The organism is Paraburkholderia agricolaris (assembly GCF_009455635.1).
GTDB classification, from domain to species: domain Bacteria; phylum Pseudomonadota; class Gammaproteobacteria; order Burkholderiales; family Burkholderiaceae; genus Paraburkholderia; species Paraburkholderia agricolaris.
Map to the genome: position 1 here is coordinate 2,639,127 of NZ_QPER01000002.1, position 13,720 is coordinate 2,652,846.

The following is a 13,720-nucleotide window of genomic DNA, read 5'->3' on the forward strand; positions in this document are numbered from 1 at the left end:
TCACACGCGACGCGGCGCGGGGTTGTTGCGCACGACGCCCGCACGCAGGTTGTGCGGATCGAGCGCGCGCACGATGCGCAGGTCGTCGGCGCCAGGCGGCGGCGTCACCTGCATCTCGGGATGCGCGCGCAATTCGAAACCGGTGGCGTCCTGCACTTCGTCGAAACTCACGCCAGGATGCAGCGAGCGCACCTGCACCGCATGGTTCGCACCGCCGAAATCCATCACGCACAGATCGGTAATCACGCTGCGCAGGTCGGTGAACGCACGCATGCCGGGAATTTCGCGCGCCGGGTTGTAGCCCACGCTGCACACCATGTCGACTTCACCGGCCACGAACGTGCGCTTGCCATGGCCAGAGACAAAAAACGAGTTCGCGTGATTGATGCTGTTGCCGGGAAAGCCACGTGCCCCGAGCAATTGCGTTTTCGGGCGTGCATAGTCGTCGCCAAGCCAGGAAATGTTGGCCTGGCCGAAGCGGTCGATCTGCGTAGGCATCACCAGCGCGTGACGCCGGCCATGCCACACACAATCGAACACGCGCTCATAGGTCATCAGACCGGACGCCTGCACGCGGTAGCCCGCTTCTCGCGGTCCTAGCGGCACAGGGCTTTCCACGAGGCAGGCTTCACCATCGGTAAGCATCAGACCCGCGTTGTAGGCGAGGCGAGCAAGACCGGCGGCCAGACGCGGCCCCGTACCGATGCCGGTTGCCAGCACCTCACCGTCATCGCGCCAGACTCGCGCCGCCGCGGCGATCATCAGTTCGGCGAGGGAATAATCGAGAGAGTCGCTCATTTGCGCTCCATTACAGAATCGGCAACGGCAACGCCGCCACATGGGACCGGCCACCTGCACGTTGCAGATAGCCCGGTTCGTCGGCGCCTACTACGTCGCTCAGGTAGGCCGCGGTTTGCTGCGGATCTTCCGCGCTCGCGCAATACGCCTTCAGGTGCGGTAGATCCCAGCCGTAAGCCGGCGCACACGAGGTGGGATGCGCGCCGCACGGTGCGTGCACCACGCCGCTCACGAGCGATCGTTCGAAGGTGTTGCGGCGCGCGAGATCGAGGTCCTCGCTCGCGAGCGAATCGACCAGTGTTTCGCTGCTGACGAAGCACTTCTTCGCCGCGCGGGCGAACCATGCGTCGAAGAACGGATCGGGACCGTCGATGCGCGTGTTACCCATCCTGTCCGCGGCATTGACATGCAGCAAGGCCGCATCGAGTTCGAGCGCCGGCATCGCCAGCAGCGTTTCATCGCCATAAGGTGATTGCACGGTGCGCAGATGCGGCGCATGTTTCAACAGGTCGGTGCCGAGGCCAACGCGGGTCGGCAAAAATGGCAGCCGTGCCGCCGCTGCGCGCAGGCCAAGTTGCAGCAGGCCTTCGTCGAGTTCCCAGACGTCGAGCGCGCCCTGTTCCCGCGCCCGGCGAAAATGCGGTTCGAGCGGAATCACATCCAGCGAGACGAAACCGAACACCAGCTTGCGGACTTTGCCTGCCGCGCACAGCAGCCCGACGTCGGGGCCGCCATACGCAACCACGGTGAGGTCCTTCAGATTCGAGCGGACAATCTCGCGCACGAGGGCCATCGGCTTGCGGCGCGGGCCCCAGCCGCCGATGCCGATCGTCATGCCGTCGGCGAGTTGCGCGACGGCGTCGCGTGCGCTGAGTGCTTTGTCGAGTGGTTTCATGCGTTATTCCTGCGGGTTTGCTGCGTGTTTTCCACGGGGTCGCCGCGGGTTTGCTACGAGGTCGACCAGGTCACCCTGATCGCTCATTACGGCCTAACGGAATCCAACGCTGAAATCGTGGCCCCACAGGCTCACGCGGGTCGCCTCGTAGACGTTGTGCTGCGTCCAGTCGACCGTCAGGCCGCCGTAGCCATATTCCAGATCGAAGCCACCTGGGGTTTTCATGTAGAACGAGACCATGTGGTCGTTGCAATGACGACCGAGCGTGGCAGAGAGCTTCACGCTATGTGCGGCGACGCGGTCGAGCGCGCGGCCGACCTCGTCCATCGAGTCCACTTCAGCCATCACATGGATGCAGCCGGACGGCACGGCGAGATCCATGATCGCGAGGCTGTGATGCCGCGCGTTCCTGCAATGCAGGAAGTGGATGCGCTTTTCGGGTTCGGCGGGGTCGTCGGTAAAGCGCACGCGGAAGATGTCGGACAGTTCGAAACCGAGTACGTCGCGCAGGAATGTGTCGGTCGCGTCGAATTGCGGAGCGGGCAGCACGGCATGGCCGAGGCCCATCGCGCCGGTGACAAAACCGGGCACGCCGAGCGGCGAAACGAAGCGGCGGAAATCGGCGCGCACGCCCCAGAAAAACTCATGCCGGTTGCCGGACGGATCGGTGCACCACACCATTGCCTGCACGCGGCGCAGCGCGGCTTCCTGCGCGCTGGCGCGGATCGGCTCCACGCCGGCCAGCTCCAGGCTGCGAATGGCGTCGTCGAACGCGGCCGCATCGGCCAGCTCCCAACCCGACGCGAAGTAGCGATCGGCTTCGCCGGGTACGATCAGGTAGCGGAAATCGCGCTCGTCCATCTTCACGTACAGCGCGCCATCCGTTGCGTCCTGCGCCTGCATGCCCAGCACGTTTTCCGCGTAGCCGCGCCATGTGTCGACATCCGCCGACTGCACGACGACGTAGCCTAAAGCCCGTACATCGATCATCTCCGACTCCTCCAGAAGCTGTTGTTGTCAGGCTTATTCTGGCGCTCCGGAGGGTGGCCAACATCGTCTGTTGGGACTAGCTTGCAGCGGTGTTTTGCGCGGTTTTTCGGTGGTTTTCGAGGCCGCTTCCAGCGTCGCTTCGGACCGCACTTCCGACCTCACTTCCAACGTCACTTCGGACGGCCTCGCGCAAGCGGTATTTGAGCACCTTGCCAGCCGCGCTGACAGGCAACTGCTCGACCAGCGTGACATGCCGCGGCACCTTGTAGTTCGCCATGTTTTTGCGGGCCCAGTCGGTCAGTTCTTCCGGGCTCGCGTGCTCACCTGAGCGCAGCACCACATAGGCATGCCCTACCTCGCCGAGCCGCTCGTCGGGGATGCCGACCAGCGCGACCTGCGCCACCGCAGGATGCGCGCTGAACAGCCGTTCGATCTCGGCCGGATAGCAGTTGAAGCCGCCAACGATGAACATGTCCTTGATCCGGTCCGTGATGCGCAGGTAGCCGCGCGCGTCGAGCGTGCCGAGGTCGCCGGTGTGCAGCCAGCCTTCGCTGTCGATCGTGTCGAAGGTGGTGTCCTGCTGGCCAAAGTAGCCTTGCATCACGTTGTAGCCGCGAATCAGAACTTCCCCTGTTGCGCCGCAGGCAAGCGCCGCGCCGCTACTGTCGGCGATACGGATCTCCACGCCGGGCATCGCGCGTCCCGATGTGTTGGCGATGGTCTGCGCGTCGTCGCCGCCGCGGCACAGCGCGGCAAACCCGCATGACTCCGTGAGGCCATAGCCCGTCAGCACGGTTTCGAAGCCCAGTTGCGCACGCATCCTTTCGATCAGACTCGGCGCGATCGCGGCCGCGCCAGTCACCGCGACCCGCAATGACGACAGATCGCGTGTGGCCAGGTCCGGCATGTCGAGCAATGCGTGATACAGCGTCGGCGGCCCCGGCAATACGGACACGCGATCCCGGACAATGCGTTCGAGCACGCGCTCCGGGTTGAACACCAGATGCGGCAGCACAGTCGCGCCGCTCGCGAACGCCGCGAGCCAGCCGGCCTTGTAGCCAAATGCATGAAAGAACGGATTGACGATCAGATAGCGGTCGCTTTCGCGCAGCGTCGCGATCTGCGCCCAATCGTGAACCGCTCGCAAGTTCTGGCCGTGCGTGGTCATCACGCCCTTGGGACGCCCCGTCGTGCCGGACGTGAACATGATGTCCATCAGCGTGTCGGGACGCACGTCCGCCTCGCGGGTACGGAACAGGTGCATCGCGGTGCCGGCCGCGCGCAGCAGGAATGCCTCCCAAGTCTCGTCGCCGGCGCCGCCCGCTTCCGCTACCGGGCCGTCGAACACCACGATCCGTTCAAGCGCCGCGGGACGGTGCGGGGCCAGCATGGCCGGATACGAATCGCCGAGGAAGGTGCCACAGCAGAACAGCAGCCGCGCGCCGCTGTCCTCGAGAATCGCCGCGGCTTCCAGACCTTTCATGCGGGTATTGATCGGCACCAGCGCGGCGCCCGCGCTATGAATCGCAAGCGCCGCCACGATCCATTCGGCGATGTTCGGCGCCCAGATCGCGACACGCTCGCCCGGCTGGATGCCGCAGCTCATCAACGCGCGCGCCGCTTCGATTCGCGCGGCGTCCAGTTGCGCATAGCTCAGGTTGCCCTGAACGGTTTCGATCGCGGTGCGCGTGCCGTAGCGCGCGGCGCCGCGCGCGATCAGCGCGGGCGTCGTCAGGATGTGGTTGAGCGTCATCAGTGTCTCCGAGAAACCTCGGCCTTCAGGTAGGGGGAGAATGTCAGGATGAATTCGATGGATGCGGTTCGCGGCGGGCGCAACACACGAGAGCCGCACGTGCGAACCGCGAACCTAGTCGGGGAAAACCACGCGCAGCGTCGCGCTGGCAGGTATCGCACTACAGGCGAGCGTCCAGCCGTCGGTCAGATCGGCCGCATCGAGCACGTGGTTGGCGTTCAGGTTCACGCTGCCGGTCTCGACCCGGCACATGCAGGCGCCACATAAGCCACTGCGGCACGAATTCGGCGCCGGCACGTCGGCGCGCAGCATGGCGTCGAGCAGGGTTTCACCGGCTTCGCAGGTGAAAGTGAAGGTGTTGCCGTCGAGCACGGTCTCAATTGCGGCGTTGGCGATACAAGCCGGCCTGGAAGCCGGTTGGGCTGAATCAGAGGCTAAGGGCAGGTCGTGCGGTTGGGGCGCAGCGGATGCGGTACGTGCCTCGGGCAAGCCGGTCGTTCCAAATACTCCGGACATTCCGGACCCGTCGGACACCCCAGGCTCACGCGGCAGATCCGGCAGCGAAGCAAACCGCTCCACATGTACCTTCGCTCGTGGCAAGCCCAGCGCAAGCATGGCTGCCAGTGCGCTCTCCATGAACAGCGCCGGCCCACAGATAAAGCATTCCTGCGTGCTCCACGGCCGCGCCAGTTCTTCCAGATGACGCTGCTGCGGAATGCCCTGCACGCTGTCGAGCCAGTGAATCACCCGCAACCTTCCCGCGTGCCGCTGCCCGAGTTGCCGCAGTTCCTCGCTGAAAATCACCGACTGCGCGTCCCGATTCGCGTAGATCAGGGTCAGCATGCCGCGCCCGTTCACCAGCGCGGACTTGACGATCGACAGCACCGGCGTGATGCCGCTGCCGCCCGCGAACAGCAGCAGGTCGCCGTCGAGCGAACGCGGCGTGAACACGCCCGCGGGCGCCATCACGTCGAGCTCGTCGCCGGGCTGAATGCTGTCGCACATCCAGTTCGACACGCGTCCATCGCGCACCCGCTTGACGGTAATCTTCGGCGCGCGGTCGATGCCCGGTGCACTCGAGAGCGAATAGCAGCGCTGCACGACGGCATCCGCGCACGGCACTTTGAGCGTGAGAAATTGCCCCGGGCGATAGCTGAAGGCATCGTGCAGCGCCTGTGGCAGATCGAACACGAAAGAGCGCGCGTCGGCGCTCTCCGCGATCACGTCCGCCACTTTGAGCCGGTGAAAACGCGAATCGGCCATGACGTGCGAACTCAGGCAATGCCCATGATCATCTGCGCATTGTCGATCCGATACTCGCTGCCGTTGATAAAGCGAGATTCATCGGACGCAAGGAACAGCACCAGATTCGCGATGTCTTCCGGCAGACACATACGACCGTGCGGATCGACCGATTGCGTGAGCGCATCGCGAGTTTCTTCGGCTGCACCGAAGAACGGCGCGGTCATCGGCGTGAGAATGCCGTCCGGGTGAATCGTGTTGCAGCGTACCTTGTAGCCCTGCTGCTTGCAGTGCGCGGCGATCGCACGCGTCATCGCCGTCACCGCGCCCTTGCTGGCCGAATAGGCACAGAACATACCGAGTCCGCCCAACGCCGCCACCGACGACATGTTGACGATCGAACCGCCCTTCTCCTTCATCGCCTTGACTGCCGCGCGGCAACCGAGAAAATAGCCTTCGGCATTGATGCGCAGCACGCGCTGCCATTGTTCGAGCGTGGTGTCTTCAATGCTGCCGAGCAACAGCACCGCGGCGTTGTTGACCAGCACATCCGGCGTGCCGAAGGTCGTTTGCGCCGCGCCGAACACATCGTTCCAGCCGGTTTCCGACGAGATGTCGTGGCGCACGAACAGTGCGGCGTCGCCGATCTGCGCAGCCACTTCGCGGCCGGCTTCCTCGTTGACGTCGGTGAGCACGACACGCGCGCCTTCACGGGCGAACAGCAACGCGTCCTGTTTGCCGACGCCGCTCGCAGCGCCCGTCACGACGGCGATCTTGCCTTTGAGTCTGTCTCCCATCTTCATTCTCTCTTTCAGTGTCAGTCAGTTTCAGTCAGGAAATGGGCGGCGTTCGCGTGAACCACGCCCGCTGCGGCCCGGCCCGCCTGGCGGCCGGACCAGATACAGTCCGCGAGCGAAAGGCCGCTCACGTAGTGATTCGAAGCCAGGCCGCACGCGGCCCGGCCGGCGGCGAACAAACCTTCGATCGGCGTGCCTTGCGCCGACAGCACCGCGTTGCTCGTCTCGTCGACTCGCAGGCCGCCCAGCGTGATCGACGGGCACGGGAAAACGCGGCTGTCCGATGAAATATCGATCGCGTAGTAAGGTCCATACATAAGCGGCTGCAACATCGCGGCGGATTTGCCGAATGCACGGTCGATGCCGTTAAGCGCGCCCAGGTTGTAGGTATCGACGGTTCGCCCGAGCACCACCGGATCGCAACCGATGCGTGCGGCCAGACCGGCCAGCGACCACGCGCGCTTGCGGCCTGCCAGCATCAACAGCATCGCGGGCACGCTCTGGAACGCCCACAGCTTGCCGCGCAAGCATTCCTTGAGCGCCTGCTTGACGAGCCGCGCATCGAGAATCAGCCACGCGTGCCCGTCGCGCGTTTCGCACATGGCGTGACCGAGCGCCGCGCCATAGACTTCCTCGTTGCAAAAACGCTCGCCGCGTCGATCCACGACGCAGCCTTGTGCCCACGCATAGGGCGGGTTAATGAAGCGCCATGCGGACACCCGTTCGAGCCGCTCGGCCACGCCACCGGCGGACAAACCGAGCCGGATGCCCGAACCGTCACAGCCTGTGGTGCCCAGACGCCAGTTCGGTAAATAACGCGGCGCGTAGTGCGCCACCATCGACCGGTTGAAGATGAAGCCACCGGTGCTCAGCACCACGGCATCGGCCTTGATCGTGATGAGCCGGCCCGCGCGCTGCTCGACGCGATGCAGCGCGGCGCGCAAGCGGTCGGCCCACGCGGGCATGCCGTTATGCAGACGCTCGGCCCAGCGCGCGAGCCGCCGATGAGCGCGCTGCGCACGGCCTGGCGCCACCTGCCAGACCTGCGCGCCGATCACCCGCCCGCCGCGGTCGGTAACCAGCCTGCGCACGCTGGCATGGCACATCGTGTCGACGAAAGGCTGCGCTTGCACAGCGCGCCGCAGCGTGTCGTACAGCACGCGCCCCGACATGCCATCGCCGACTACCCGGTGCCCACGCGGTGCCGGCGGATGTTCGCGCACGGCGTCACCCACGGCTTCGTTGCCCGAGTAGTACAGGTAGTAGCGGTTCTGCGGGTACGAGGTCTTGCGCGGCGGCACCGACGCGGCAAAGCGCACACCGAAGCGCTCGAGCCAGCGCAGCATATCGACGCTGCCCGCGCAAAAACGCCTGAGCGTCGCCGCGGATACCGCGTCGCCCACTTCCTGCCGCAAGTACGCGAACATCGCTTCGGGTGTGTCGCTGTAGCCCGCTTCGGATTGATAGCGTGTGCCACCGCCCGCGTAGACCACGCCACCGCTTTTCGCGCTCGCGCCGCCACCCTCGAAACGCTCGACGATCCGCACTTTCGCGCCGGCCGCCGCCGCTTCCAGCGCCGCGCAGGCGCCCGCCGCACCGAAGCCCGCCACCAGCACGTCGCAGACATCGTCCCAACGCACACAGGCGGGATCGTCGACAACCAGTGGTGCTTCGACCGGCGTGGCCGATTCCGGCTGGGCAAACGAAGGGCTTTGCATCACGCGGCGGATCCGATCAGGCCGCTGCACAGCGCGCGGGCGCGGGCGCAGCAGCAGTGGTATAGACGCCGTCCACATACACCAGCGGATCGACCTCGCCGCTGATCAGCACCTGCTCGACCCGCCCGATGAAAATTGCATGCGTGCCGTAATCGAAGCGGCCGTCCTGTGTGCAGATCAGGCTCGCCTGCGCGTCGTGCAGATAGGGCACGCCCTGCTGGGAGTTTTGCCAGTTGCCGGTCGTGAAGCGCTCCTCGCCTTTGAGGCGTCCGCTGCAATCGATCGCAATGTGCTGATGCTGCGCCGAGAGCACGTTGACGCAAAACGCCGCGCCCTTGTCGAGTGGCGGAAAAATCGACGACGTGCGGTTAATGCAGATCAGCAGCGATGGCGGTTCGGTCGATAGCGAATCGACCGCGGTGGCCGACATCGAATAGCGCCGTTCGCCATCGCTGCAACTGATCACAGCGACCGAGCGCGCAAGGCGGCGCATCGCCAGCAGCATGTCGGCGCGCAACGGGTGTGCAGAAGTGAGTTCGGTCATGGCGTGACTCCGCGAAGTTCTTTGCTGGCAGTGCGTGCCGGTTCTGAGGGGCCGCTGTCGCGATCATCGCCGCCGTCGGCGAGATGATTCGCGGCGATGTAGCCGAAGGTCATGGCAGGTCCGAGCGTGGAGCCCGCGCCGGGGTAGCTCGCGCCCATCATCGACGCACTTGTATTGCCGATTGCATAGAGCCCGGCAATCGGCGTGCCGTCGGCGTGCAGCACACGAGCGCGGGCATCGGTGAGGAGGCCACCCTTGGTGCCGATGTCGCCCGCGTCGATACGCACGGCGTAGAACGGTCCGGTTTCAATCGGCGCGAGGCACGGATTCGGCTTGACGCCCGGGTCGCCATAGTAGGTGTCGAAGGCGTTACCGCCCTTGGCGAATTCTTCGTCGATACCGGTCGCGGCATAGCGATTCATCTTCGCCACGGTGTCGCGCAAGCCTTGCGCATCGACGCCAATCTTTGCAGCCAGCGCATCGACCGAATCGGCCTTGTGGAGCAGCGAACGGAATGCCGCCGGGATACGGTTATCCGGCATCATCGCGCCGGGCATGATCGGTCCGCACGGATATTTCCGGCGAAATTGCGCGTCGAACACCATCCACGCGGGCACGCACGCACCGGTTTGCGCGTGGTCGCGATACATCGCCGGCACGAACTCCGAATACGGCGCGGCTTCGTTGACGAAACGCTTGCCGAGTCCGTTGACCACCACGCAACCCGGCAGATTGCGCTCGACGAACAGCGCGCGCTGCTTTTCCTCATGATCCACGTGGATCGTCGGCGCGCCCCACACGTGTTCCATCAACGCAGTCTGCGCACCCAGTTTCAGACCGACTGCAATCGCGTCACCTGTGTTGTTCGGCGGCGTCGCGCTCCACTGTGCCTGCGTGGGATGTGGCAGATAGCGCTCGCGCATCGCCTGGTTGCGCTCGAAGCCGCCGGCCGCGAGAATCACGCCGCGCCTTGCAAGCACACGCACGGTCTGCGCTTCGCGCTCCACCACAAGGCCCGTTACGCGGCCATCCGCTTCGAGCAATTCGGTCATCGGCGCGTTGAGCCACAACGGAATGTCGCGATCGAGCAAGGCGCGGCGCAGGCCACCTGCCAGCGCGTTGCCAAGCGTCAGGCGCCGGTCGCGCCGCGAGCGGCTGCGCGCGCGCAGATCGAACCAGTAGCGGCCGAACTGCTTCAGCGCCAAGCCGATGTAACCCGGCGCTTTCGACAGCAGGATGTGCGCCTCTTTCGACGTCACCGCCACGCGTCCGCCGATCAGCGTCCCGGGTGAAGGCAGCCGCAAACGCACGAATTCTTCGCCAAGCGACGCACCGTCCACCGGCAAGGGATCGAGCGCGCGGTAGCCCGGCATCGATCCAGGCAGGCCCTGGAAGTAGTCCGCGTACTTCGGCAACGACTCGTAACGCACCGGCGTGTGCGCTTCGAGGTAGCGCAGCATCTCGGGCGCCGTGTCGAGATAGGCGTCGATCCGGTCGCTCGCGGTCGCGCCCTGCGTGCAGGCATCGAGGTAGGTTCGTGCAGCCTCGCGCGTATCCGTGACACCCATCCCGGCGATATGGTGGTTACACGGAATCCAGATACCGCCGCCCGACACCGCCGAAGTCCCGCCGTACACGTCGCTCTTTTCGAGCACCACAACGGACAGGCCACGGTCGGCGGCGCGGCAGGCGGCCAGCATGCCGCCGGCGCCGGAGCCGACCACCACCACGTCGAACACGTAGTTCTGCGTTTGCTGTTGGCTCATGGCGCCATCCATCAGATGAAGAAATCCGTGTTCGGACGCCCGAGCATCACCGCGCCGAGATTCTGGCCGAAACGATCGAGGTTGTTCGCGTAGTGCGCGCGTGCCGCATGCAGATCGAGAAAGCGCCGCACCAACGGATTGCGGTTATAAATGCCGTTACCGCCCGCGTAGCGCAGCAGCGCGTTGGCAGCTTGCGCGCAGCGTTCGGCCACCTGCGCGGATTGATAGCGGAAATGCACGCGCCGTTCGATCGATACCGCCGCGCCGCCATTGACCGCCGCGAGCAGCTCGGCGAAGTTGCGCATCAGCAGCACTTTCATTTCGTCAATAGCGACGGCTGCATTGGCGCAGGCGGTTTGCGCGCCGGTATCGTCGGTGGTTTTCGCGCCGCTGTTGGCGCTCACGCGTGTCGCCGCGTAAGACGTGAAGTCGTCCAGCGCGCCTTGCAATGCGCCGATGCACGCAGTGCACACGGCCCGCACGAAAATCTGCGCAAACGGCAACTGGAACAGCGGTGCGTCGTTCACTGCAAGACCGGGGCTCGTGCCCATCATGCCGTCGATCGCCTTGTGGGTGCGATAGTCCGGCACGAACGCATCGTTCACCACGATGTCGTGGCTGCCGGTTGCGCGCAAGCCCAGCACGTCCCAATCCTGTTCGATCGTGTAATCGCTTTTCGGCAGCAGGAAAGTGCGGTATTCCGGCGGCTCGCCCTCTTTCGCCGGCGGCACCAGCGCGCCGAGAAAGACCCACTCGCACAGTTCGCTGCCGCTCGAAAACTTCCAGTGCCCGGACAGCCGGAAGCCGCCCTCAACCGGCGTCACACGTCCCACCGGCATATAGGTCGATGCGATCAGCGTGGCGGGATCCTTACCCCACACGTCCTGCTGCGCCCGTTCGTCGAACAGCGCCAGTTGCCAGTTGTGCACGCCGATCACGCCGTACACCCACGCAGTCGACATGCAACCGCGCGCCACCGCCATCTGAATCTCGAAGAAGGTCTGCGGATCGAGTTCGTAGCCGCCATAACGCTTCGGCTGAAGCACCTTGAAAAAACCCGCGGCCTGAAAATCGGCCAGCGTTTCGGCGGGAATCCGGCCATTCGCCTCGGCCTGCGCGGCGCGCCCGGCAAGCACCGGTGCGAGCGCTTCGGCGCGGGCGATCAGTTCGGTTGCAAGGGCGTTCGAATCGTTGTCGCGATGCACGGCTGTCTCCATGATGGCGCGCAAGATGGATATCGCGCCTGTTTTGTTGGGTTCATCTTCGAGCGCCAGCCGCGGCGTCGCATCGTCTGAAGAGACTAGCGACGCCCGTCTCGCCCGTTGTTACACGGCAACGTCAGGCAGCAACCTGTGCCTGCTGTTTCTCGCTCTTCAGCCGGTTGAAGTACGGAATCACGTGTTCGCCGATATTGCGGATCGTTTCGAGTTGCGCTTCCTGAGACACCGTGCCCATCTGGCAGAGGAACAGCACTTCATCCACACCTGCTTCCATCAGACGGCCCACATAGCCGATGCAATCGTCGACGGTGCCGTAAGCGTGATTCGGGTTCATCATCGACAGTGCCGGATCGCTGAAATCGACCACCACCTCTTCCGACGCGAAACGCGAACGGATCACCATCTCGCCGGTATTGCCCTTCACGAGGTCGTCGCCCCAGCTATCCGGGTTCGGACGCTCGCCGCCGGTGTACCAGTACGCCAGTGACTCCATGAAATAGCGCTGACCGCGAATGCCGATCTTGCGAGCCTGCTGGCCGTCGCTCAGCACCACGGTCGGGCACAGTGCGGCCAGATGCTGCGTCGGACGGAAACCAACCTGGTCCTCGGCCTTGCGGGTCGCCCAGGCTTCGCGATACAGCGCGTTTTTCTTCGCGACTTCATCGGGGCCGCCGAAACCGAGCACCAGCGCACCGAGACCACGCTGGCCGGCGCGCAGCAGGCCGTCGTTGTTGGTGCATGCCATGTACATGGGCGGATGCGGGTCCTGAAACGGTTTCGGATGAATCGGCCGTTTAGGAATCTTGATGTATTTACCGTCATGCTCGATCTCGTCCTGCACGAACATCTTCGGCACCAGGTACATCGATTCGTCGATCATCGGTTGCAGCTCGGCGAGGTCGTAGCCGAACGCGCCCGCTTCCTGCTGGCTGCCGCCTTTGCCGACACCGAAATGCACGCGGCCGCCCGACAGAATGTCGAGCATGGCCACGCGTTCGGCCACCTTGATCGGATGATTCATCGCGGGCGGCAGGCAGATCACGCCGTGGCCGAGGCCGATACGGGTCGTGCGGCCGGCCAGATAAGCGAGAAAGGTTTCCGGTGCGCTCATATGCGCGTAGTTCGTCAGCGAGGTGTGTTCGACGCACCAGACAGTATCGAAACCCATCTGTTCGGCGAGCAACGCCTGCTCGACGGTCTCCTTGAATACCCGGTGATCGCCTTCCCGCGAAGCGTCCGTGGTCTGGGCTTCGTAAATCAGAGAAAACTTCATTGCGTGCGTCTCCATGAATTTTGGACTGTGCTGAAACGGGCGGTCCGCTCCCGACCCACCGATTCCTACGATGATCGTGACGGTCCACGGAATGAAGTTTCAGTTCGCGCGTGCGGCGCGGCATCGTCTATTTGGATTAACGGTGCGTGCTTTGCCGTAGAAGCTTTGATCGAAGGCGTGTTTGCCGTGTGTTTTGCGGTTTTTTTGCCGCGTTTTTTCCATATTCCCAGCCGCAAGTTTCGCGATGCTTTTTTCATAGCCGGGCTAGTCCGATTGGACCTCGTACAGCGTGCATCCGTGACGCTACGATCAGGCCGCTAGACAACGCTGCTCAACTGATGGGAGTGCAATGCAATGAAGGCTTCGATGATGCTGTACCCGGTCGAGACGATCGATGCGGCGCTGCCGCTCTTTGTCGACGGGCTAGGTTTGACGGTGAAGTTTCGTGACGGCGAGCGCTATTGCGCGCTCGACGGTGGCGCGCTGAGCGTCGCGCTGGTGGCAGGCGAGGAACGGATCGTCGAACGCGCGGCGCTGGTGTTTCGCGTGGACGAAACCGACGACCTGTACGCAGCGATGGCGCGGGTGGTCGCGGCGGGTGCGTCAGTGCGCGTGCCGGTGCAGCAAGGGCCGCACGAATGGCGTGCGGTGCTGGAGGATAAGAACGGCGCGTTACTGGTGTTGTCGCAGAAGCGCGCGGTTTAAAGCCGTGGAGCGTGTGCCA

The 13,720-nt window shown here is 64.5% G+C and carries 12 protein-coding genes; 1 reads left to right on the top strand and 11 read right to left on the bottom strand.

What is annotated here, in order from left to right:
- The 11 genes from GH665_RS33070 to GH665_RS33120 all read right to left on the bottom strand — a co-directional run bounded on the left by GH665_RS33070 (position 1) and on the right by GH665_RS33120 (position 12,996).
- Positions 1–798, bottom strand: coding sequence for a CoA-transferase subunit beta (locus GH665_RS33070; protein ID WP_153141313.1), 798 nt, complete (start codon positions 796–798; stop codon positions 1–3).
- Positions 799–808: 10 nt separating this feature from the next.
- Positions 809–1,693, bottom strand: a complete 885-nt coding sequence (locus GH665_RS33075) for a CoA transferase subunit A (RefSeq protein ID WP_153141314.1) — start codon at positions 1,691–1,693, stop codon at positions 809–811.
- 93 nt (positions 1,694–1,786) lie between these two features.
- Positions 1,787–2,683, bottom strand: a complete 897-nt coding sequence (locus tag GH665_RS33080; RefSeq protein ID WP_153141315.1) for a VOC family protein — start codon at positions 2,681–2,683, stop codon at positions 1,787–1,789.
- 76 nt (positions 2,684–2,759) lie between these two features.
- Positions 2,760–4,436: a FadD3 family acyl-CoA ligase gene (locus GH665_RS33085; RefSeq protein WP_153141316.1), complete on the bottom strand. Its 1,677-nt coding sequence runs from the start codon at positions 4,434–4,436 to the stop codon at positions 2,760–2,762.
- Positions 4,437–4,550: 114 nt separating this feature from the next.
- Positions 4,551–5,699 carry a ferredoxin--NADP reductase gene (locus GH665_RS33090; protein ID WP_153141317.1) on the bottom strand — a complete coding sequence of 383 codons (1,149 nt, stop codon included), beginning with the start codon at positions 5,697–5,699 and terminating at the stop codon, positions 4,551–4,553.
- A gap of 11 nt (positions 5,700–5,710) precedes the next feature.
- Positions 5,711–6,475, bottom strand: coding sequence for a glucose 1-dehydrogenase (locus tag GH665_RS33095; RefSeq protein WP_030098901.1), 765 nt, complete (start codon positions 6,473–6,475; stop codon positions 5,711–5,713).
- 20 nt (positions 6,476–6,495) lie between these two features.
- Positions 6,496–8,193 (bottom strand): FAD-binding protein, encoded by a 1,698-nt coding sequence (locus GH665_RS33100; RefSeq protein WP_153141319.1) that lies wholly within the window; start codon positions 8,191–8,193, stop codon positions 6,496–6,498.
- A 16-nt stretch (positions 8,194–8,209) separates the two neighbouring features.
- Complete coding sequence (locus GH665_RS33105; RefSeq protein WP_153141320.1) at positions 8,210–8,737, bottom strand: flavin reductase family protein; 528 nt, start codon at positions 8,735–8,737, stop codon at positions 8,210–8,212.
- Positions 8,734–10,503, bottom strand: a complete 1,770-nt coding sequence (locus GH665_RS33110) for an FAD-dependent oxidoreductase (protein ID WP_153141321.1) — start codon at positions 10,501–10,503, stop codon at positions 8,734–8,736. The genes GH665_RS33105 and GH665_RS33110 overlap by 4 nt, the downstream gene beginning before the upstream one ends.
- A gap of 11 nt (positions 10,504–10,514) precedes the next feature.
- Positions 10,515–11,708, bottom strand: a complete 1,194-nt coding sequence (locus GH665_RS33115; RefSeq protein WP_030098905.1) for an acyl-CoA dehydrogenase family protein — start codon at positions 11,706–11,708, stop codon at positions 10,515–10,517.
- Positions 11,709–11,841: 133 nt separating this feature from the next.
- Positions 11,842–12,996, bottom strand: coding sequence for an LLM class flavin-dependent oxidoreductase (locus GH665_RS33120; protein ID WP_153141322.1), 1,155 nt, complete (start codon positions 12,994–12,996; stop codon positions 11,842–11,844).
- A 354-nt stretch (positions 12,997–13,350) separates the two neighbouring features.
- Between GH665_RS33120 and GH665_RS33125 the strand changes: the two genes are divergently transcribed.
- Positions 13,351–13,701, top strand: a complete 351-nt coding sequence (locus tag GH665_RS33125; RefSeq protein ID WP_028193884.1) for a VOC family protein — start codon at positions 13,351–13,353, stop codon at positions 13,699–13,701.
- The last annotated feature ends 19 nt before the right edge of the window (positions 13,702–13,720 follow it).

What these genes read in the sequence shown, in the direction of transcription:
- GH665_RS33125 (WP_028193884.1), top strand. Translation starts at nt 13,351, where the DNA reads ATGAAGGCTTCGATGATGCTGTACCCGGTCGAGACGATCGATGCGGCG.
- GH665_RS33110 (WP_153141321.1), bottom strand. Translation starts at nt 10,503, where the DNA reads ATGAGCCAACAGCAAACGCAGAACTACGTGTTCGACGTGGTGGTGGTC.
- GH665_RS33070 (WP_153141313.1), bottom strand. Translation starts at nt 798, where the DNA reads ATGAGCGACTCTCTCGATTATTCCCTCGCCGAACTGATGATCGCCGCG.
- GH665_RS33120 (WP_153141322.1), bottom strand. Translation starts at nt 12,996, where the DNA reads ATGAAGTTTTCTCTGATTTACGAAGCCCAGACCACGGACGCTTCGCGG.
- GH665_RS33100 (WP_153141319.1), bottom strand. Translation starts at nt 8,193, where the DNA reads ATGCAAAGCCCTTCGTTTGCCCAGCCGGAATCGGCCACGCCGGTCGAA.
- GH665_RS33085 (WP_153141316.1), bottom strand. Translation starts at nt 4,436, where the DNA reads ATGACGCTCAACCACATCCTGACGACGCCCGCGCTGATCGCGCGCGGC.
- GH665_RS33105 (WP_153141320.1), bottom strand. Translation starts at nt 8,737, where the DNA reads ATGACCGAACTCACTTCTGCACACCCGTTGCGCGCCGACATGCTGCTG.
- GH665_RS33075 (WP_153141314.1), bottom strand. Translation starts at nt 1,693, where the DNA reads ATGAAACCACTCGACAAAGCACTCAGCGCACGCGACGCCGTCGCGCAA.
- GH665_RS33095 (WP_030098901.1), bottom strand. Translation starts at nt 6,475, where the DNA reads ATGGGAGACAGACTCAAAGGCAAGATCGCCGTCGTGACGGGCGCTGCG.
- GH665_RS33080 (WP_153141315.1), bottom strand. Translation starts at nt 2,683, where the DNA reads ATGATCGATGTACGGGCTTTAGGCTACGTCGTCGTGCAGTCGGCGGAT.
- GH665_RS33090 (WP_153141317.1), bottom strand. Translation starts at nt 5,699, where the DNA reads ATGGCCGATTCGCGTTTTCACCGGCTCAAAGTGGCGGACGTGATCGCG.